The following is a 20,217-nucleotide window of genomic DNA, read 5'->3' on the forward strand; positions in this document are numbered from 1 at the left end:
TTTTGTTTCTTTGGGTATTTCTACCCGTCGAACTGGATTGGGTTTATATTTACCTGTCCTTATCTCTTGGATTAGAGTGTTGGTCTTGGCTGTATCCTTCCCACTACTAGGGCGGATTAGGGACTTTCACCCATTAGAAACGTGCGCCGCAAGGCGCACACACATAAGGGCATCAAACCTGCACAGGTTCGATGCCCTTTTTTTATTATATTTATAGAATTAACTCAACTTTTCATTTTGGGCTTGAATATAATTGATCCAAGATATCCAAAAATCAGAGCGCCGGATATTCCCACTGCACTCGCAGTGAATCCGCCTTTAAAAACTCCCAGAAAGCCGTCCTCTCCCATGCTTTTTAAGACACCTTTCCACAGGGAATTTCCAAATCCCAGCAAAGGAACTGTTGCTCCTGCTCCAGCCCATTCACTAAAAGGCTGATAAATCCCAAAGGCTCCAAGAATGCTTCCGATTACCACTAAAAGCACCATAATCCGCCCGGGCATAAGCTTGGTATTATCCATCACAACCTGAACCACTGCACAGATTGCTCCACCAACTAAAAATGCTTTTACATATTCCATAGCTGTCTCCTTTCCGAATTAATTACCAATATGCTCAATAACAACTCCATGAGCGATGCCGGGAATGGTTTCTCCTTCATTGAAGCTGACAGTGGACAGCAGTGCTCCTGTGGGCACAAATAAAACCCGCTTCCACGTTCCATCCTTAATTTTCGGCAATATATAAGAACAGAGCGTTGATGCTGCACATCCGCAGCCGCTTCCGCCCGCATGTGTATCCTGGGAATCCGGATCAAAAATCTCAATCCCGCAGTCTGTATGAATGGTTTCCAGATCATGCCCTTTGTTTTTCATGAAATCCAGGAGAATGGCGCGGCCAACCTGTCCAAGATCTCCTGTTATGATTTTATCATAATAATTCTCATCCACATTGAAATCATCAAAATTCTGCTGAATGGTATGAAACGCTGCCGGTGCCATGGCTGCTCCCATATTCATGGAATCTTTGATCCCCATATCAATCATTCGGCCGGTTGTAATACCGGTAATAGCTGCAATTCCTTCTTTTTTGTTTTTTGAGAGAATGACTGCCCCGCAGCCGGTCACTGTCCAGGAGGCGGAAAAAGGACGCTGGTTTCCGTAACTCAGCGGAAAACGAAACTGTTTTTCGGCTGTTGCGAAATGGCTGGAAGCCATTGCCATAACTTTGTCTGCATAACCCCCTGCAACTGTCATGGATCCAAGATTTAAGGCTTCTCCCATGGTGGAGCATGCACCGAAAAGGCCAAACAAAGGTATTTCTAAATCCACAGTTCCAAATGACGTGGCAATCAGCTGTCCCAGTAAGTCTCCGGCAAAGAGATACCTGATATCTTTTTTCCGGATATCCCCTTTTTCAATTGCAAGATCTGCTGTCTGTTTCTGAAGGGCACTCTCCGCTTTCTCCCAGGTATCTGCTCCGAACATATCATCCTGTTCCACTACATCAAAAAGTTTGCCAAGCGGCCCTTCTCCTTCTTTTTTTCCGACTATGGAAGCCATGCTTTCAATCACCGGAGGTTCTTCAAATTTAATGCTTGCTTTTCCAACCTGCATGTTTCTCACTCCTTTTCTCTTTCAAGTTTGTTCTAGACAATGCCGAACGCTTTCAGGACATAGGCAATCACCCCCAGTATCCAGGAGCTTAATATTCCGTAAAGAATTACCGGACCGGCAATCGTAAAGATTTTACAGCCAATGCCAAATACCTGCCCTTCTGCTTTAAACTCCACAGCAGGTGCCACTACAGAGTTTGCAAAGCCGGTTATGGGAACAAGGGCTCCGGCTCCGCCGAACTTGGTTATTTTAGGATAAATATTAAGTCCTGTGAGAATCACGCTGGCTGCAATTAAAATCAGCGTGGTCCAGGCTGATGCAGTTTCTTTTTCCACTCCATAATTCATAATTAATGTGGTGCAGATCTGGCCTATTGTGCAGATAATTCCTCCTACCAGAAAAGCTTTTATAATGTTTGGTATTTTTTTATTAACGGGTGTTACTTCCTTTACATAGGCTTCATAGGCTTTTTTATTTACTTCCATTCTTTTCCTCCATTTTGTAAATTCATGATGTTACTGACCGAAACGTTCAGCAAAAAATACAAGGGAACCGGTCAGCTTTCCAAGGGCAATGGATAGAATAATATATTGCAGTCCTACTCCAAGATTAATTCTCCTGCTGATGACCGGAAGCGCTTTTAATGTTTCAGCGAGAGACATTACCAGACAGCCCACAAATATCCCCACTGCTAATCCGTAAATTCCAAGAAATATATTTCCTCCGAATCCGATTGGAAATTCATAGATATCATAGATATTTCCCAGCACACCTCCAAGTATAATACATGTTTCATAAAGCATAATGTGTTTCTTCGTATGAGTAAATCCAATCAGGCGGGGAAATACACCGATAATTGCCAAAAAGGCAAAAACGCCGGCTGCTATGATGCCGCCAGCGCTTAATCCGATAAAGCAAAGCAATACTACTTTAAGAAGCATCAATATCAGACTCCTTTCTTCCTTCATTCTGGATCAAAGTTTTGCTGACATTGTCTTCATAAAGACGCATCTCCACCTCCAGAGGTGTCGGATCGGTATTAATCTTAATTTTCGCAAAATGATTAAAAAATCCGATAATCCCAAGAGCCAGCCCTACCGAATAACTCACTTCCAGAATCGTAAACCCTCCGGACTCCTCCCTCATAATAATTCGGTAAATTTCCTTAAATACGTCCGCAACACTTACATCGTTGTTAAATGTCATAATCGCAAAGGCAGCGCCGCAGAAGCAGATAATACAGACAAAAATTGTCTTCATCCACTGCCAGACCCAGTTTGGTGATTTCGGCTTATGGTAATCTATAATATAATCCACCTTACCAACGTTATTGACAGAAATAGCCGGATCCATTTCCACCAGTTTTTTAATTACATCAAGTGTACTTTCAATATAACGCTTGTTGCGGTCCGAATGAATGGTTTTAATCCTCAATGCATTGCACTTATTCATAACGGCAGAATCATCACAGTAAACATCAGCCACATCTTTCAGCTGTACTTCCTTGTGATGCACTTCTGTTATCTCGCTGATATTTAAATATACGGTTTTGCTCACGAAACCATCATCTCCCATCCCGGGACAGCCTCAACAAGTGTTCCCTCCTTCTGAGTGCCATCCGGCATAACAGCTATCATATACCAGATTGCAGCTGCGATTGCAATCAGGCATATGACCAGAAGCGTCATGACAAGCTTATGTTTCATGGATTCCATACATGCTCACATCCTTTTCTCTGGTTTTTCAAAATTAGTATGAGCCGTATAAAATTTTTTATTCTATAATTTTTCACGCATCTGTTTTAAAATCTTTTTCTCCAGCCTTGATACCTGAACCTGGGAAATTCCAAGCTTATCCGCGATCTGGCTCTGAGTCTCATTGTAATAGTACCGCCGTATTATAATTTCCCTGTCCTTATCTGATAAATCGGTTAATAATTCCCGAAGTACCATACGGTTTAACAGTTCTTCCTGTGCAGAGCTTTCTTCTTCTATTTTATCAATGAGAAGAAGACTGTTTTCGTCATTTTTATTGACAGACCGGTATAAGGATTCCACCTCGGCTCCGGCTTCTATGGAAGCTGCCACTTCTTCTTTGCTGGCCCCGATTTCTCCCGCTATCTCTTCTACGGTGGGCTCTCTTCCAAAGCGGTAAACCAGCTCCTCCCTCACATTTTTCACTTTCAGTCCCATTTCCTTAATGGACCGGCTGACTTTTATGATTCCGTCATCGCGTAAAAACCGCTTGATCTCTCCGGTAATCATGGGAACTGCATAAGTGGAAAATTTGACTTCATAGGATAAATCAAATTTATCTATGGCTTTCATTAAGCCAATGCTTCCAATCTGAAATAAATCCTCAGGCTCATAACCACGCCCTGTAAATCTGCGTACAATGCTCCAGATCAAACCGAAATTTTCGGTCACAAGCCGGTCTCTTGCCGCTTTATCTCCTTCGTGAGCCATTTGTATCAATCTCATGGTCTCATCCATAGGGCTCACCTGCTAATCTTCTTTTTCATGATCACCGCAGTTCCCTTATCCGGCTCTGATTTCACTTCCACCTGATCCATAAATGCTTCCATAAAAGAAAATCCCATACCGGACCGCACCCCGTCAGGATCCGTGGTAAACATCGGCTCCATCGCCTGTTTAATATCTGCAATTCCTATCCCTGTATCCCGAATCGAAACGGTCAGTTCCTGCCCTTCAACGGTTACTTCTATGTAGATGATCCCTCCCTTCCCCTGATATCCATGGATGACCGCATTGGTGACTGCCTCTGAGACAGCCGTTTTCACATCATCCACTTCCTCCAGAGTAGGATCCAGCCTTGCCATAAAAACGGCAACTGCTACTCTGGCAAATTCTTCATTTTGGGACAGGGCTTCCAATTCCATTTTCAGAATTTCTGGTTTGTTCTGTTCAGACATATGTTCCTCCTCAACCTGTGACTGCTGCTTCCTTAGAGTCATATAATTTCATTAATTTTAAAATTCCTCCCATTTTAAGAATCCGAAGAGCCTGGGTTCCTGCACCGTAAATGGCAACACTTCCTCCGCTTAATGCCATCTGCTTATAACGGTTAAGCAGGATCCCGATCCCGGAGGAATCCATAAATCCCGTTTTGGAAAAATCAAATATAATGCGGCGGATATAATTCTCGGAAAGGATTAAATCTGTTTCATATTTTAACCCGGAACAGTTATGATGATCCAGTTCCTCCGGCAGATGAACAATTAAAGTATGACCGTCTGCCTCGTACGTAAAGTGTGACTGATTCATATGCAATACTCCTCCATTTCTTATTGTCTGTCCGTAATACCAGAGAAGAGTGTTTTTTATATGCCGAAAAATAATCCGGGAGAATAAAAAAAGGCACCACAAAAATATGTTTCTTCTGTAGTGTCTTTTCGAATTCTGCCATTAAAAACCTCGTTCTGTTTTTGCCTTAGCAGATAACGTTTCGTCTTTGCTGTTATTTATGATATCAGAGAACAATGCATTGGCCTGTTCCTTCTGATCCATTCCCTTGTATATAACGGCAGTCTTAAATTTCGCCTGCCAGCTGTCTGGTTTTAACTCAATACATTTTAAATAATTGTTAAGGGCAGACTGACTGTCCCCCGCTTCCATGGCTTTATCACCCAGGCTTTCCAAAATGGGACAGCCTTTCTGCGCCATATCCTTTTTTATCTCAACAATAATTGCCTGAACATCTGCGGAAGCAATCAGCTCCGGATTAAGTCCTGCATAGATCTTAACTGCAGATGGAAAATCATCCTTTTTATACGCCTGCAAAATTCCGATCACAGCCTGATACTGGGCCAGAACGCTGTCAGAATTATTGGTTAAGGATGCCAGTGATTCCTCCGCTGTCTTTTTATCTGATTCCAGAGTATTCAGCTGCTGGGTTAAAAGATCCGCCTTTTGATTGGCCTGGCTTAACTGCTCGCTGTATTTTAACATCTCTTTGTTATGGTTATCGTTAATGGCTTTCGTGTTCGCCGGCATAACCATGAAGAACACCACTGCAGCTCCAAGCAAAAGGCCTGCCAGAATATTTAAAACCGCCTGATCCCTGGTGTTTTCTTTATAGCTTGGCGGGATAATAACATCATCATCCTGCATCTGCCTGTGGGATGATACATTCTTAAATTTTCTTTTTTCCGGTTCCCGCTCTGGTTTTGCCTTGGGACCGGACTCTTTAACAATTGATTTATAATAAAGCGCTTTCGGATGATTATGGTCAATTGAAAGCACTTTATTTACCGCTTTTCCCGCCTTCTGGTAATCCTCCCTGACGATGCACAAAAGAGCAGTTAAAAGCTGGGCTTTTACATAATTAGGCTTGTCCTCAACCGCTTTATTCAGCTGCAGAATGGCAAGATCCTCACTGCCGCTTTTGACGTAAGCCAGAGCCTGATTAAACCGGCGCACTGCCTTCCGTTCCAGATCCATGGTGCCTTTTTTCTTCTGAATTGCTTCCAGGTAATAGTCGGCACGGTTATCTTCATGCTGTAAATTCTTGCTGATAACCCATTGAACCAGTGCGTCACCGACCTCTCCTGCCTCATAGTAGATGAGGCCAAGAAGATTCCTTGCGTCTGTCATATATTTATTAAAATGAAGACACTTTTTTAAACAATCGGCTGATCCGGTTAAATCTCTTAACTTAGCCTTCTCCAATCCCATATTATAATAGCTGTTTGCAATCACCCGGATTTTTCTTTCATAATCCATATTTTATCCGCCTATTCCTTGCTGACTTCTTTTATAAGATTCATCATAAGATCATTCATATCCGTTAAATCACTTCTTACAATGGCATCTTCAACTGCGTCGACCTCCAGGCTGGGCCTGTAGTCTTTTATCTCAGAATCAAAATCAATCATATCCATTCCTCCTTAAAACCGCTTTTATCTCACCCATCAAATACAGGGAGCCTGCACAAAACAGCAGATGATCCTCATCCTGATTATGAAGCATATAAAATAATGCATCCTCTGCGTTCTGAAATCCTGTTATCTTACAGTTAACCATCTCTTCAAACTCATGAAAAACTGCTTCTGTTTCTGTCCCTCTGTCAGAATCTATATGGGTTACTGCCACTTCATGAAGCGGCAGACCGGCTGCAATGATCCTTATCATATCATGATAATTCTTATCGGATACAGCAGAAAACAAGAGATTTGCTCTTTTTTTCCTGACAGCACACAAGTTGGAGGCAGCCTTTACAAACTCCTCAATTCCTCCCGGATTATGTGCCCCATCAAGGAAGACTCCGGGCTGTACCTCCTCCATCCTTGCAGGCCACCGCATTCCAAGAAAACCTTCCCGGATCTTTGCTTTTGCTCTTTCCGGTTCCATATCATCTAACAGACCGGATACTTCCGCTGCCCGTAAAGCGAGAAGTGCATTCATGACCTGATATTCTGCAGGTGAAGGAATCACTGCTTTGTACACATCTCCTTTTATACCGGTAAACTCTGCATGGAAGCAATTGTTTTCCGATCCGGCAATCCGGTAACACCGCCTGTCCGTCTCATAATAAGGAGCTTCCTGTTCCACAGCCCTTTTCCGGATCACTTCCGAAACATTCTGCCGGTTTCCGTCAAAAACCACCGGAATTTTGTTCTTAATGATTCCTGCCTTCTCCAAAGCGATCTTTTCCACTGTATCACCTAAATATTCCGTGTGGTCCAGACTGACGGAAGTGATGACAGATACCAGCGGCCTGCGGATGACATTGGTTGTATCAAGTCTTCCTCCTAACCCGACTTCCAATATAACAAGATCAACGTCTGACTTTTGAAATAAGTCCATGGCCATATAAAATAAAAATTCAAAATAGGACGGATGGCTGTATCCCAGTTCCAGCATCCGTTCAGACAGTGCTTTCACCGTCCGGAAACTGTTTAAAAAAGCTGATTCCGATGCCATCTCACCATTTACACAAAACCGTTCTCTGATCTGGATCAGATGGGGGGAGGTAAATGTACCCACTTTATATCCTGCACTTAAGAATACAGATTGCAAAAAGGCACATACAGAACCTTTCCCATTGGTCCCGGCAACATGAATGATTCTCATGGTTTCATCAGGATTGCCCATCTCTTCCAAAAACTTCCTGATCACTTCCAGTGAATTCTTCTTTTTCGTCCACATCGGGATACGGCTTAAATACTCCTCTGCCGTTTCTTCAAATCTCATCCTTTAAGTACCAACTTCCTGTCTAAATTCATAAAAACGGAATAATCCAGCTTCCTCAATTAATTATAATATAAGTCTGCCAATATGCAACCCATTTCTTTCGCAAAAAGCCCTTTATTTCTACATGTTGCCCGTAAACGCACCTTTCTGGAGGGAAATAAAAGAGGGAATACCCGTTTGCCGGCATCCCCTTTCTTACTATTCCATATTACTTTTTATTCTCCGCAATAAGCGATGGCTTCAATCTCCACCAGCGCATCTTTGGGAAGAGCTGCCACTGCGAATGCCGCTCTGGCAGGACATTCTCCCTGGAAAAAGGTTGCATATACTTCATTCATAGCCGCAAAATCATTGATATTCTTTAATAATACGGTTGTTTTAACCACCTGATCCATGGATAAACCGCCGCTTTCCAATATGGCCTTTATATTAGTTAAAGACTGTCTCGTCTGAGATGCAATATCCTCACCTGCAAATGTACCGGTACCCGGGTCAATGGGAAGCTGACCGGACACGAACACATAATCGCCCCCGCGGACTCCCTGAGAATAAGGACCAATTGCTGCCGGAGCCTTTTCTGTCGCCAAAACTTTTTTCATAATGATGTATCTCCTTTCGTTCATTACAATGATATTTCTAGATTAACACACATTCCTCAAAAGTCAAGAAAATGTTTTTGGTATACTCAAAAATATTTAGCTTGCGGGTTGTTTTTACCTCTTGTCATCTGGTATTGAATACTATATAATATGACTAATGGGATTATCACATGTGCGGAGCTTTCCCGTGCAGAACGGAGGACATATGAAAACCAACGAGGAACGATTGCAAAAAATTATAGAGCATCTGGATGGATTACGGTATATCACACCGGAAACCATTCCAAATATTGATTTATATATGGATCAGGTCACTACTTTCATGGATAAGCATTTAAGCGATACAAAACGCTATCCGGAAGACAAGGTCTTGACAAAAACGATGATCAACAATTACGCAAAGAATAATCTTCTGCCGGCTCCCAGCAAAAAGAAATATACAAAAGAACATATACTTCTGCTTATTTTTATCTACTATTTTAAGAATTTATTATCTTTTAATGATATAGAGCAGCTTTTCAGACCAATTACCGATAAACATTTTAATCCAGCTGACGGCATGCCCCTGGAAGAAGTCTATAAAGAGATATTCTCACAGGAGGAAGCAGACTTAGAACGTATCAAATCCGACATACTTGAGAAGTATCAGCATTCCTGCAAGACCTACGAAGACAGAGGGATTGAGGGGGAAGACTTAGAGTATCTGCGTCTCTTTTCCTGGATCTGCGAACTGTCTTTTGATGTATATGTAAAGAAGCAGGTGATTGAACAGCTTATCGATGATTTAAGAGAGGAACCTTCATTAAAGAAGAAAAAATAAACGAACAGGGAACAAGAACCGGTAAACGGGCTTGTCCCCTGTTTTGTTATATCTCTTTTTTCTCTTCCAGACGCTTAAATACCATATCATAACCGTCATTCCCGTAATTTAAAGAACGGTTTACACGGCTGATGGTAGCAGTAGATGCCCCCGTCTTCTCTGCGATTTCCAGATAGGTTCTGCCTTCACGGAGCATTTTAGCTACCTCATATCTCTGAGACAGGCTCAGCAGTTCATTGACTGTACATACATCCTCAAAAAACGTATAGCACTCCTCCGGTGTTTTTAAGGTTAAAATTGCTTCAAACAGATGGTCAACTGCATCTGTCTTAATTTTTTTATTCATATGAGATCTATCCCCTTTTTATTCCTTATGGTCTAACTGTATTTTAACATATTAACGTTATAAAATCCACCCCCTGAGACATCAGGAAAGCATAAATTTTTCCACTACCAAAGCGATACCATCGTCATTATTGGAAGCAGTCACATAATCAGCCGCCTTTCTTACAGGCAGAACTGCATTTTCCATGGCCACACCCAGTCCGGCGTACTCAATCATCGATAAATCATTATAACCGTCGCCGCAGGCAATCATCTCCTCCCGGCTCATAGTAAGATGTGCAAGAAGCCGCTTAAGGCTTTCTGCCTTATCAATTCCTTTCGGCAGGATTTCGAGGAAATATGGTTCTGAACGGTAAACGCTGTAATCCCGTCCAAGGGCTGCCTTAACTTTTGGTTCTACCATGGCAAGATAGTCTCCCTCTTCCAGCATCAGATATTTCACTACCGGAAACTGTACGTAGCTTTCCATATCTTCCACTTCCCTCACAGCCAGTTTATTAATAGCAGATTCCTTGCCCACATACTCATCTTTGGCATTCCCGGTTATGATTATGTCATCTTCATAAGTTAAGATATTAACTCCATATTCCTTCGCCATACGGATAATCTTCTGGTTGGAAGATACCGGCAGTTCCTTTGCAAAGATTGTTTCTCCTGTTTTACAGTCTATGATGCGTCCTCCGTTAAAGGATAAGATGTAGCCGCCTGTCTCATGAAGCTTTAATTCTTTTGCAACAGGCATGATCCCATAAGTGGGGCGCCCGGAAGCCAGAACAATCACTCCGCCCATACGTTGCAACTCAAAAAGTGCTTCTTTTGTTCTGGGCGTGATCTCTTTATTCCGGTTCGTCAGCGTCCCATCCAAATCAAGCACTATCATACGATATTTCATTGCTTTCTCCTGCTTTTGTAAATTTTACTATAGCAGTATATCACAGTTTACCTGCATATACCATCTTTAAATAAGAAAATATGGAATAGTTCGTAAACTCTGCCTGTCAGACTACATAGAATTTTAACAGGAGGATGAATGGAGGAGAACCAGATGAAAAAAACAATTACAATCTTTCTGACTGCAATTATGGTTATCTGCTGCTTAACCGGCTGCAGAACAACGTCCAGAAAACAGATCAGGCCTCTTTTTTCCCATGTATCCGCCCAGACCTTTCTGGTTTAAAATTTTTCAAGACAAGGTACCTTCCCATATTCTAACAATACAATGTAGTATTAAGATTTAAAAAAGGAGGATTTTATGAGAAAAGCCTGTTTTTCTGTTATAATGGCCATTCTCACCGGAGTGTCTTTACTCAGCTTAACCGCCTGCGGTTCAAAAGCAAAAGCATCAGAACTGACCCCGGTCAAATTAAATGAAGTTGCCCATTCCATCTTTTATGCCCCTCAATATGCAGCCATTGAACTGGGATACTTCGAAGACGAGGGTATCGATTTAACCTTAGTCAACGGTGCCGGTGCCGACAAGGTTATGACTGCTCTCATATCCGGTGATGCAGATATTGGTTTTATGGGCTCTGAGGCCTCGGTCTATACTTATGCAAACGGTTCCCAGGATTACGCAGTCAATTTCGCCCAGCTGACTCAGCGGGCAGGTAATTTCCTTGTTGGAAGAAGCAAACAGCCTGATTTTAAATGGTCGGATTTAAAAGGGAAAAAAGTACTGGGCGGCAGAGCCGGCGGTATGCCGGAAATGGTATTTGAATACATTCTGAAAAAGAACGGGATTGATCCTGCTGCTGACCTGAAAATCGATCAAAGCATTAACTTCGGTCTGACTGCAGCAGCCTTCACCAGCAATGATGCGGATTATACGGTTGAATTTGAACCCTTTGCTACCGGACTGGAAAAAGAGGGCAACGGTTTCGTAGTCGCTTCTTTAGGCGTCGACTCCGGCTATATCCCATATACTGCCTACAGTGCAAAGAAAAGTTATCTGGAAAAGAACCCGGAAACAGTACAGAACTTTACCAATGCCATTCAAAAGGGTCTGGAATATGTAAATTCCCATTCTTCCGAAGAAATCGCAAAGGTAATACAGCCCCAGTTCAAGGAAACCGATGTAAAAACCATCGCAGCAATCGTAGACCGTTACAAAGCACAGGATACCTGGAAAAAAGATACTGTATTTAACAAAGACAGCTTTGAACTTTTAGAGAATATTCTGGAGGAGGCTGGCCAGCTGAAAGACCGGGTTCCTTATGCGGAACTGGTTACAACTGAGTTTTCTGAGAAGGCAGCAAAATAATCAAAAAAACAAAGGGGACATTGCGGCAGTCAATTGTCCCCTTGTAAGTCACATTATGAGGTATAATCTATGAGTGTTCCATTAAATCAGGTATTGAATCCCACAAATGAACAGCGGCGGGAAATGATCAGAAATTCATTGGAAACGGATGGCCGTCCAGAAGATTACGAATATATTGTCCGTTTACTGAGTCCTCCCCCGGATATTACAAATTATGCGCAGCTCGGAGAACTAAAAGGTATAAAAATCGGTGTCATAGGAGGAGGCCTGGCCGGTTTGTCCGCTGCGTTCGAGCTTCGAAAGCTTGGAGCAGATATTACAGTTCTGGAGGCAAATGACAGCAGAATCGGCGGAAGGGTTTATACCTGGTATTTTGATTCGGAAGGTAAGTACTATAACGAATTCGGCGCACATAGAATACCGGTCACCCATGAAACCACCTGGCACTATATCAATCTGTTTGGCTTAAATACCCGTCCTCTGTCTGTAATGCGGCGAAACAATTTTTTATACGTACATAATACCCGTTTGAGAACGACAGATTCCATCGAGCAGATGCTTTATCCCTTATACAATTTAACTCCTCAGGAACGAAGCACTCCCTGGCCAGAGCTTAATGACTATGCTTTTTTGTATCTGATGATGCAGCTTCCGCCTGATATCCGGTCAGAGCTGATACAGATTATGCCGGAATATTCCCCGGAAATTCTGCCTTTGATGAACTATTCCGTCCGGCAGACTCTGGAAAATCTGGGTTTCAGCCAGGGAGCAATCAGCCTGATCTCAGGAGTCGATCCAGGAACCGGAGCTCTGCTTGATATCAGTTATGCGGAAGCCGTCCAGGAAGAGTATACCATCGACTACCGCAACACCTATACCATAGAAGGCGGAATGGTAAACCTGCCCTATGCATTTATCCAGTCCTTCTTCACAGACAATTTACCCCAATATCAAAATATTCCAGCCTCCAGGCTAGGCACTGTAACTTACCTGCCAGGCCAGACGGTTACAGGAATTTATCAGCTGCAAAACAACAGTCAGATTATACTGGCCCACCGCAATGTGCGGGATTTAAGCAGAACTGTGGACGCTTTTGATTACGTTATCTGTGCAATCCCTTACTCCACTCTGCGGGAAGTGGAAATCAAACCACGTTTCAGTAATTTAAAAATGCAGGCTATTTTAGAATATAATTATACGAATTCGCAGAAAACCTTCTTTTTATGCAAGGAACGATTTTGGGAACAGGATACCGGCTACGGACGAATGGTGGGAGGATTTTCCCGGACAGACCTGCCGATTCAGTACATCTTCTATCCGGGAGACCATCTTCTATGTCCGGAGCCTTCTTCCTGTTCTCCAAATGAACCAGGTGTACTGATCGCTTCCTATAATTATCATTTAAATGCAACAAGAGTAGGAAATATGCAAAAACCGCTTCGATTTGAATTTATAAAAGAAAGCGTGGAGGAAGTTCACGGATTGCCGGAAGGATTTTTAGATTCCATTGTGGAAGATCATAAGACAGTGGTTTGGGATAATGAGCCTTACATCAGGGGAGCTTTTGCTTTGTCACTTCCAGGTCAGAAGCAATTGTTTGCTTATGAAATGCAAAAGCCCGAATTTAATCAAAGAATTTTCTTTGCCGGCGAACACTTGTCTACGAAACACGGCTGGATGCAGGGAGCGTTATATACAGGTATGGCAGCCGCCAATCAGCTGGCCTATTCTTTTCACAGCAATGGAAATACCTAATTATTCCTTTTTAATTTTATCATCTGGTGCTATAATTATTTTTACAGGATCATTTTTATCAAACCCTGTAATATAATCAATGATCGGAGTGATACATATGAATATCGTACTATTAGAATCTCTTGGGATACCGGACAGTCTGCTTAATGAATATGCAAAGCCATTGACCGATGCAGGCCACAGTTTTACGGCTTTTGAAAAAAATACTGATGCGAAAGTTCAGATCGAAGAAGCTCAGGATGCTGATGTCATTATGATTGCCAATATGCCTCTAAGCGGAGAAGTAATAACTGCCTGCAGGAACTTAAAATTTATAGATGTTGCTTTTACAGGTGTTGATCATGTGAATCTGGAAGCTGCGAAAAATAATAATATTGCTGTCAGCAATGCAGCCGGTTACTCAACGGAAGCTGTGGCAGAGCTGACCTTAGGTCTTATGCTCTCACTTCTGCGTAATGTTATAAAGACTGATATCCGCTGCCGGGAAGGAAAGACAAAAGAGGGTCTGGTAGGCTGCGAGCTGAAGGGTAAAACCGTGGGAATTGTGGGAGCCGGCGCAATCGGAACAAGGACCGCAGAACTTTGCAAAGCCTTTGGATGCCGCGTTCTCGGATACAAACGTACCATTACCGGAAACGAACCGGACTTCATGGAATTTGTATCTCTGGAAGAATTGCTTTCCAGCTCCGATATCGTAAGTCTCCACTGTCCGTTAAATGAGGATTCCCGTCATTTGATCAACAGGAATACGATCGCCGGGATGAAACAGGGAGCTTATATCATTAATGCTGCAAGAGGTCCGGTAGTGGATTCAGAGGCCCTTGCCGAGGCTTTAAACAGCGGCTATCTGGCAGGTGCAGGAATCGATGTTTTTGAGAATGAACCGCCCATAGATACTGCCCACCCCCTTTTAAACTGCAAGAATACCATCGTCACTCCTCATATCGCTTTTGCATCTGCAGAATCCATGAAGTTAAGAGCAGAAATCGTATTTGAGAATCTGAAAAAGTGGATGGAAGGCGACCAGATTAATAAAATTCTATAAGAATAAAACAGAGGGGCATCATGCATTGGGATGCCTCTTATTCTTTCAAAAATGGAAATTTCATGCAACAAAATCCACATAAAAGTCAGAAAAATATTTTTCTATTTGTGCAAATAATACTTGTAATTCAGAATCTTCATGCTATAATTTAGACAAGGGGATATAGCTCAGCTGGGAGAGCGATGCGTTCGCAACGCATAGGCCACGAGTTCGAGTCTCGCTATCTCCATGAAATGGAAGTATAGCTCAGCCGGGATGAGCGTTCGCCTCACACGCGAAAGGTCATGGGTTCGAGCCCCATTACTTCCATTTTTCTATAAACAGCCAAAACACCGGAATCACTTGTAAATACAGGGGATTCCGGTGTTTTTGTACATTTTTAGGGATAGTGCCATGTTATGGATTTATATGATCAGCATATAATTATATGAAAAGTATTATTTGAGGGAATTCATGATCATACACATTGTTCAATCCGGTGAAACCATCTATTCAATATCAGAATATTATAAGATCTCTGCTGACAGATTGATAATGGAAAACGGAATTACAAACCCGGATAATTTAGCAATTGGCCAAACCATTGTGATTGTACAGCCTGAAACCACCTACAAAATCCGTCCTGGTGATTCTTTGGAGAGTATTGCTAAGCAGCATAATGTTTCACCTATGGAACTATTAAGAAACAACCCATTCCTCTCTGACCAGAAACAGCTCTATGCAGGTGAAACCATTGTAATACAATATCAAACAAGCAGAACTCAATCCATAATCACCAGCGGATATACTTTTTCTTATATAGACAGATCCGTTTTAATAAAAACACTTCCTTTTTTATCCTATCTGACCATCTTCAATTACAAGGCTACAGCCGGGGGGGAAATAATTCCTGCTGCTGACGATGCGGAGCTTATTCAGCTGGCAGTATCTTATGGTGTTTCGCCGATTATGTTTGTTTCGACCCTTACGGAAGACGGAATGGTTAACCGGGAAGCGAACTATTATATTTTAAATAATCCACCAATACAGGATATGCTTATTCAAAACTCTCTTCAAGTTATAAAAGAAAAAGGATATCATGGTATAAACATATATATTGATGACATTAATTATGACAACATTGACAACCTCTCACAGTATTTGAAGAGAGCATATCAGGTTTTTCATTCAGAAGGCTATACAATACTGATTACCATTACACCCGTTACAAATGTTAATAATACTGGCATGAGTTTTGATCAACTGGACTATTCAAGATTATCTGAATATGTCGACGGAATTATATTTGCCTCATATGAATGGGCCAGGACTTTTGGATATCCAAGCTCAATTTTTCCCGTTAATTTACTCATAGATTTATTAAAATTTGTGGTAACTATTATACCTCCTGAAAAAATATTTCTGGGGATCACCACAGCTGGCTATGACTGGACACTTCCTTATATTCCAGGAGCCTCAGGGGCTACCGTCTTAACCAATAATGACGCAGTTCAAATAGCTGCAGAAAACAATATTGCAATACAATATAATAAACCGGCACAATCTCCTTATTTCTACTATGTGGATAGTGATGAAGTTTTACATGTCATATGGTTTAAAGACGCAAGAAGCTTTGATGCCCGAACAATGCTGGTACCTGAATTCAATCTCCAGGGTCTGTCTTTTTGGACAATTATGAAATTCGATGCTCAGATGTGGTTTGTTATTAATACTCAATACTACATAAAAAAACTTTAGATTAAAATCAGACGATCCCCTGTGCACTGCCCGGAACCGCTGCAGAACGCTGACCGGCACAGGCGCTGCTGCTTATGCCACCGGATCTTGGAATTCGGTATGTCAGATGTTAACGAACTTTTTCAGCGAGTTACCAATATCTGACCATGTAACTTTTTTTCATTCCCGCTCCCTCTTTCATAATACAATTCCTGCTGCATAAACATATCATATATGCCCTCAGTATAAGATGGGAGGATCTCAGTTGAACAAAATACTGGACAATAATTACTACGACCTGATTATAGGTAATACAATCATATCAAATTATAATACCGGGGATAATATACCCCCGGTAAGTGAGCCTTTCTCCCTGCTGCATATACCCGTAGTGTCCCCAGATCCCTGTAACTTAGGAACCCACCCAGCAAAATAAGGCAAAACAGACCGGAGGACTGTCTTTTGGAAAAGATTCTGGATAACGATTATTATGATCTGATAATTAATAATGTTTCGATTCCCACTTATGGTTCAGAAGATATAACCATGATTAATTTCAGGCATTCCCTGCTCCATATACCGGCAGCTGGTTCAACCCCCTGCCTGCTGGGAGAATATCCATATCACACCTTTCCGACTCTGTATACGCTAAACTCTACCATCAGCATAGAAAAGTCAGGGATTGGTCCTGTGCAGAGAAATCCTTTTCTGAATCTGACAGGCCGGGGAGTTATTATTGGAATCATTGATACAGGAATTGATTACAGACACCAGGCGTTTCTTTACAATGATAATACTTCCAGGATTCTTTCCATCTGGGATCAATCCATCCAGAGCAATAATCCGCCAGCAGGCTTTACTTTCGGATCAGAATATAACAGAGAATCCATCAACATCGCTTTAAGATCGGATGATCCCTTATCTATCGTCCCTACCACGGATACAATCGGACACGGAACCTCTGTCGCAAGCATCATTGCCGGCAGGTACAATCCGGAAAACTCTTTCACGGGTATCGTACCGGAAGCAGAACTGGTAGTTGTGAAATTAAAAGATCCAAAGCAGAATTTAAGAGATATCAATTTTGTACGGCCGGACGTTATCTGTTATCAGGAATCTGATATTATGCTGGGTGTCCGCTATCTGGAAACATATGCCCAGAATGCCAGCCGTCCGCTGGTGATCTGCATTGCTCTTGGAAGCAGCCAGGGCGGTCATGACGGAACAGACGCATTAAGCGGCTATTTAAATTATCTGGCCATACTGCCTGGAATCGGAGTATCCGTTTCTGCAGGAAATGAAGGAAATAACCGCCGTCATTATTTTAACAATACAATGGCACCTCCATATTATAATAATTTTGAACTGAGGATCGGGGAAAACGATCCCATGTTTTTTATGGAAATATGGCCTTATGCTCTTGGCCGTGTATCCATTGATGTTTCCACCCCAAACAGGGAATCCACACAGCCAATTTTCCCTACAATTGGTTCATGCAGAAGGTTTGATTTTATTTTTACTGACAGTACATTATGGGTAAATAACTTCATATTTGAAGAGGAAACCGGAGATCAGCTGATTCTGCTCCGTTTTCAGGATCCCCTGCCAGGTGTTTGGAATATCCGGGTGGAAAGCATGGAAAATGAACCCATGTCATTTCATTCCTGGCTGCCTTCCGGTGACATCATCTCAAACGATACCTTTTTTTTAAACCCGAATCCTGACACTACCATTACCTCTCCGGGGAATGCAACAAACCAGCTGACAGTCACTGCCTATAATCAGTTCAATGACAGCATCCTCATTGAATCCAGCAGAGGGTATACAAGAAACGGATTAGTGAAACCGGACATTGCAGCTCCGGGATATCAGATTCCCTGTGCAGTACCCGGCAATCTCTATGGAACCATGACCGGAACCGGAGCGGCAGCCGCTCATACCGCCGGAGCAATCGCCATGATTCTGGAATGGGCAATTCGCAGAGGAAATTATACCTCTATGACCGGTAATGATGTGAACCGGCTTCTCATCCGGGGTGCAGCACGGGATAGCTCTATCATCTATCCAAACAATATCTGGGGATACGGCAGACTTGACGTAAATAACCTGTTCCGTAGACTGACCAACATCTGATCCGGCTCAAATGAAAGGGGATAGGAGGCTAATTTTGATTAAAATACTGGATAATAATTATTACGACTTAATTATTAACAATATCTCAGTCCCCTCTTATGATACAGGAGACAATATCACTCCGCTGACAGAGCGAAGCTCACTGCTTCATATTCCCACAACAGGAACCGATCCCTGTGATTTAGGAACACATCCCTATAACACGTTTCCCTCTCTCTATACCATCGAATCCACCATTAGTATAGAAAAATCAGGTATTGGTACAGTCCAGAGAAATCCGTTTTTAAACCTGACGGGTCAGGGCGTCTTAATGGGGTTCGTGGATACCGGTATCGATTACCAGCATACCGCTTTTAGAAATAACGACGGAACAACCCGTATTGTTTCCATATGGGATCAGACGATACAGACCGGAACAATCCCCCAAGGATTTACCTTCGGCAGTGAGTATAACAGCGAAGCCATTAATCTGGCTTTAGCCTCGGAAGATCCCCTTTCCTCTGTTCCGTCTGCAGATACCAATGGGCATGGAACCGCTATGGCAAGCATTGCAGCCGGGAGCTTCAGTTCCGATCAGACATTCTCCGGAGTGGTTCCCAATTCACAGCTTGTCATTGTAAAGCTGAAAGATGCCAAAGAAAACTTAAAAAACGTTTTTTCAATACCTGCGGATACTTACTGCTTTCAGGAGTCTGATATCCTGCTTGGCATCAGATATCTTGTTTTAACCGCACAGAAACTTAATCTTCCACTTGTGATTTGTATTGCCATAGGCACAAGCCAGGGAAGTCATGACGGTAAGGGAGTATTAAGCAGTTACTTAACTTATCTCGTACAGCTCCCGGGAATTGGTGTCTGCGTTTCAGCGGGAAATGAAGGAAATAAGCAGAGGCACTATTTTAACAGCACTACAGTTGTACCCTTTTACAATGATTTCGAACTGAGAATCGGGGAAAATGACAAAGAATTCTGGATGGAAATCTGGCCTTATGCACCAGAACGGATTTCCATTGATATTTCAACTCCAAACAGAGAATCAACCCAGCGTATTTATCCTGCAATCGCAGACTGCCGGAAATTCAACTTTATCTTTACGCAAAGTATTGTATGGGTAAACAATATCATTTTTGAAGAAGAAACAGGTGATCAGCTTATATTAATCCGGTTTCAGAATCCCCAGCCCGGAGTGTGGTACTTACGTGCCCAAAGCCTGGAAAATGAGGCATTCTTCTTTCACTGCTGGCTCCCCAACGGAACGATCATTTCAGATAATACATTTTTTCTGATCCCCAATCCGGATACTACTATCACGTCTCCGGGTAATGGAGCCTATCAGCTGACAGTCACGGCCTATAATCAGTTTACCGACGGTATCCTTCCTGAATCCAGCAGAGGTTATACCAGAAACGGACTGGTTAAGCCTGATATAGCAGCTCCCGGCTACCAGATTCCATGTGCAGTTCCAGGCAATCAGTACACAACTGCAACAGGCACCGGAGCTGCCAGCGCCCACGCAGCCGGAATTATCGCCATGGTGTTTGAATGGGGGATTTCAAGAGGAAATTATACTACTCTGACCGGATATAATGTCAATCGTCTGATCATAAGAGGAGCCATGAGAAACCCCTCTGAAGTTTACCCCAATAATATCTGGGGCTATGGACGCATCAATGTTAACAACTTATTTGAACGGCTCACCAATATCTGACCTTACTT

The 20,217-nt window shown here is 42.5% G+C and carries 24 protein-coding genes and 2 tRNA genes; 11 read left to right on the forward strand and 15 right to left on the reverse strand.

Translation table 11 applies throughout. The annotated features are described in order from the left end of the window. Positions 1-224: 224 nt before the first annotated feature. From spoVAE to DS742_RS00105, 13 genes are all read right to left on the reverse strand, one after another. Positions 225-581 (reverse strand): stage V sporulation protein AE, encoded by a 357-nt coding sequence (gene spoVAE, locus DS742_RS00055; protein WP_117415000.1) that lies wholly within the window; start codon positions 579-581, stop codon positions 225-227. Between the two features lie 18 nt (positions 582-599). Beyond that, the gene (gene spoVAD / locus DS742_RS00060; RefSeq protein WP_117415001.1) at positions 600-1,616 is read right to left on the reverse strand and encodes a stage V sporulation protein AD; all 1,017 of its coding nucleotides are present in this window, start codon (positions 1,614-1,616) and stop codon (positions 600-602) included. Positions 1,617-1,648: 32 nt separating this feature from the next. Continuing rightward, on the reverse strand, positions 1,649-2,101 hold the full coding sequence (locus DS742_RS00065) for a SpoVA/SpoVAEb family sporulation membrane protein (RefSeq protein WP_117415002.1): 453 nt from the start codon (positions 2,099-2,101) through the stop codon (positions 1,649-1,651). 30 nt (positions 2,102-2,131) lie between these two features. Further along, positions 2,132-2,560 (reverse strand): stage V sporulation protein AB, encoded by a 429-nt coding sequence (locus tag DS742_RS00070; protein WP_170313309.1) that lies wholly within the window; start codon positions 2,558-2,560, stop codon positions 2,132-2,134. After that, complete coding sequence (locus DS742_RS00075; protein ID WP_117415099.1) at positions 2,547-3,173, reverse strand: stage V sporulation protein AA; 627 nt, start codon at positions 3,171-3,173, stop codon at positions 2,547-2,549. Before DS742_RS00075 ends, DS742_RS00070 begins: the two co-directional genes overlap by 14 nt. Further along, positions 3,170-3,331 carry a hypothetical protein gene (locus tag DS742_RS28655; protein ID WP_170313310.1) on the reverse strand — a complete coding sequence of 54 codons (162 nt, stop codon included), beginning with the start codon at positions 3,329-3,331 and terminating at the stop codon, positions 3,170-3,172. Before DS742_RS28655 ends, DS742_RS00075 begins: the two co-directional genes overlap by 4 nt. 63 nt (positions 3,332-3,394) lie before the next feature. Further along, positions 3,395-4,108, reverse strand: a complete 714-nt coding sequence (gene sigF / locus DS742_RS00080) for an RNA polymerase sporulation sigma factor SigF (protein ID WP_117415004.1) — start codon at positions 4,106-4,108, stop codon at positions 3,395-3,397. A gap of 5 nt (positions 4,109-4,113) precedes the next feature. Further along, positions 4,114-4,548, reverse strand: coding sequence for an anti-sigma F factor (spoIIAB, locus tag DS742_RS00085; RefSeq protein WP_117415005.1), 435 nt, complete (start codon positions 4,546-4,548; stop codon positions 4,114-4,116). 10 nt (positions 4,549-4,558) lie between these two features. Further along, on the reverse strand, positions 4,559-4,900 hold the full coding sequence (locus tag DS742_RS00090) for an STAS domain-containing protein (protein WP_117415006.1): 342 nt from the start codon (positions 4,898-4,900) through the stop codon (positions 4,559-4,561). Positions 4,901-5,041: 141 nt separating this feature from the next. Continuing rightward, positions 5,042-6,358 carry a tetratricopeptide repeat protein gene (locus DS742_RS00095; RefSeq protein ID WP_117415007.1) on the reverse strand — a complete coding sequence of 439 codons (1,317 nt, stop codon included), beginning with the start codon at positions 6,356-6,358 and terminating at the stop codon, positions 5,042-5,044. A gap of 11 nt (positions 6,359-6,369) precedes the next feature. After that, positions 6,370-6,510, reverse strand: coding sequence for a hypothetical protein (locus DS742_RS28660; protein ID WP_170072532.1), 141 nt, complete (start codon positions 6,508-6,510; stop codon positions 6,370-6,372). Continuing rightward, the gene (locus DS742_RS00100) at positions 6,503-7,828 is read right to left on the reverse strand and encodes a bifunctional folylpolyglutamate synthase/dihydrofolate synthase (protein ID WP_117415008.1); all 1,326 of its coding nucleotides are present in this window, start codon (positions 7,826-7,828) and stop codon (positions 6,503-6,505) included. Before DS742_RS00100 ends, DS742_RS28660 begins: the two co-directional genes overlap by 8 nt. A 215-nt stretch (positions 7,829-8,043) precedes the next feature. Continuing rightward, complete coding sequence (locus DS742_RS00105; RefSeq protein ID WP_117415009.1) at positions 8,044-8,427, reverse strand: RidA family protein; 384 nt, start codon at positions 8,425-8,427, stop codon at positions 8,044-8,046. Positions 8,428-8,632: 205 nt separating this feature from the next. Here DS742_RS00105 and DS742_RS00110 point away from each other — a divergent pair, with 205 nt between their 5' ends. Further along, a complete protein-coding gene (locus DS742_RS00110; protein WP_117415010.1) occupies positions 8,633-9,247 on the forward strand; it encodes a DUF1836 domain-containing protein in 615 nt (204 codons plus the stop codon). Positions 9,248-9,293: 46 nt separating this feature from the next. Here the strand turns inward: DS742_RS00110 and DS742_RS00115 are convergent, their stop codons facing one another. Together DS742_RS00115 and DS742_RS00120 are read right to left on the reverse strand one after the other, a co-directional pair. Continuing rightward, positions 9,294-9,593 carry a YerC/YecD family TrpR-related protein gene (locus DS742_RS00115; protein ID WP_097005014.1) on the reverse strand — a complete coding sequence of 100 codons (300 nt, stop codon included), beginning with the start codon at positions 9,591-9,593 and terminating at the stop codon, positions 9,294-9,296. 81 nt (positions 9,594-9,674) lie between these two features. Further along, positions 9,675-10,484, reverse strand: coding sequence for a Cof-type HAD-IIB family hydrolase (locus DS742_RS00120; RefSeq protein WP_117415011.1), 810 nt, complete (start codon positions 10,482-10,484; stop codon positions 9,675-9,677). Between the two features lie 153 nt (positions 10,485-10,637). On the opposite strand from DS742_RS00120, the gene DS742_RS29715 reads away from it, so the two are divergent. The 10 genes from DS742_RS29715 to DS742_RS00160 all read left to right on the forward strand — a co-directional run bounded on the left by DS742_RS29715 (position 10,638) and on the right by DS742_RS00160 (position 20,209). After that, on the forward strand, positions 10,638-10,769 hold the full coding sequence (locus DS742_RS29715; protein ID WP_278335903.1) for a hypothetical protein: 132 nt from the start codon (positions 10,638-10,640) through the stop codon (positions 10,767-10,769). Positions 10,770-10,844: 75 nt separating this feature from the next. Next, positions 10,845-11,852, forward strand: coding sequence for an ABC transporter substrate-binding protein (locus DS742_RS00125; RefSeq protein ID WP_117415012.1), 1,008 nt, complete (start codon positions 10,845-10,847; stop codon positions 11,850-11,852). A gap of 69 nt (positions 11,853-11,921) precedes the next feature. Further along, positions 11,922-13,607, forward strand: a complete 1,686-nt coding sequence (locus tag DS742_RS00130) for a flavin monoamine oxidase family protein (protein ID WP_117415013.1) — start codon at positions 11,922-11,924, stop codon at positions 13,605-13,607. Positions 13,608-13,704: 97 nt separating this feature from the next. Further along, the gene (locus DS742_RS00135) at positions 13,705-14,652 is read left to right on the forward strand and encodes an NAD(P)-dependent oxidoreductase (RefSeq protein WP_117415014.1); all 948 of its coding nucleotides are present in this window, start codon (positions 13,705-13,707) and stop codon (positions 14,650-14,652) included. Between the two features lie 156 nt (positions 14,653-14,808). After that, positions 14,809-14,881, forward strand: a tRNA-Ala gene (locus tag DS742_RS00140). 6 nt (positions 14,882-14,887) lie between these two features. Further along, positions 14,888-14,961: transfer RNA gene (locus tag DS742_RS00145), tRNA-Val, on the forward strand. 144 nt (positions 14,962-15,105) lie between these two features. After that, positions 15,106-16,389 carry a LysM peptidoglycan-binding domain-containing protein gene (locus DS742_RS00150; RefSeq protein ID WP_117415015.1) on the forward strand — a complete coding sequence of 428 codons (1,284 nt, stop codon included), beginning with the start codon at positions 15,106-15,108 and terminating at the stop codon, positions 16,387-16,389. A 244-nt stretch (positions 16,390-16,633) separates the two neighbouring features. Then, positions 16,634-16,804, forward strand: coding sequence for a hypothetical protein (locus DS742_RS28665; RefSeq protein ID WP_170313311.1), 171 nt, complete (start codon positions 16,634-16,636; stop codon positions 16,802-16,804). Positions 16,805-16,830: 26 nt separating this feature from the next. Further along, a complete protein-coding gene (locus DS742_RS00155; protein ID WP_170313312.1) occupies positions 16,831-18,501 on the forward strand; it encodes a S8 family peptidase in 1,671 nt (556 codons plus the stop codon). A 34-nt stretch (positions 18,502-18,535) separates the two neighbouring features. Further along, a complete protein-coding gene (locus DS742_RS00160; RefSeq protein ID WP_170313313.1) occupies positions 18,536-20,209 on the forward strand; it encodes a S8 family peptidase in 1,674 nt (557 codons plus the stop codon). Positions 20,210-20,217: the final 8 nt, after the last annotated feature.

It is taken from the genome of Lacrimispora amygdalina (genome assembly GCF_003432035.1).
Classification (GTDB): Bacteria; Bacillota; Clostridia; order Lachnospirales; family Lachnospiraceae; genus Lacrimispora; species Lacrimispora amygdalina.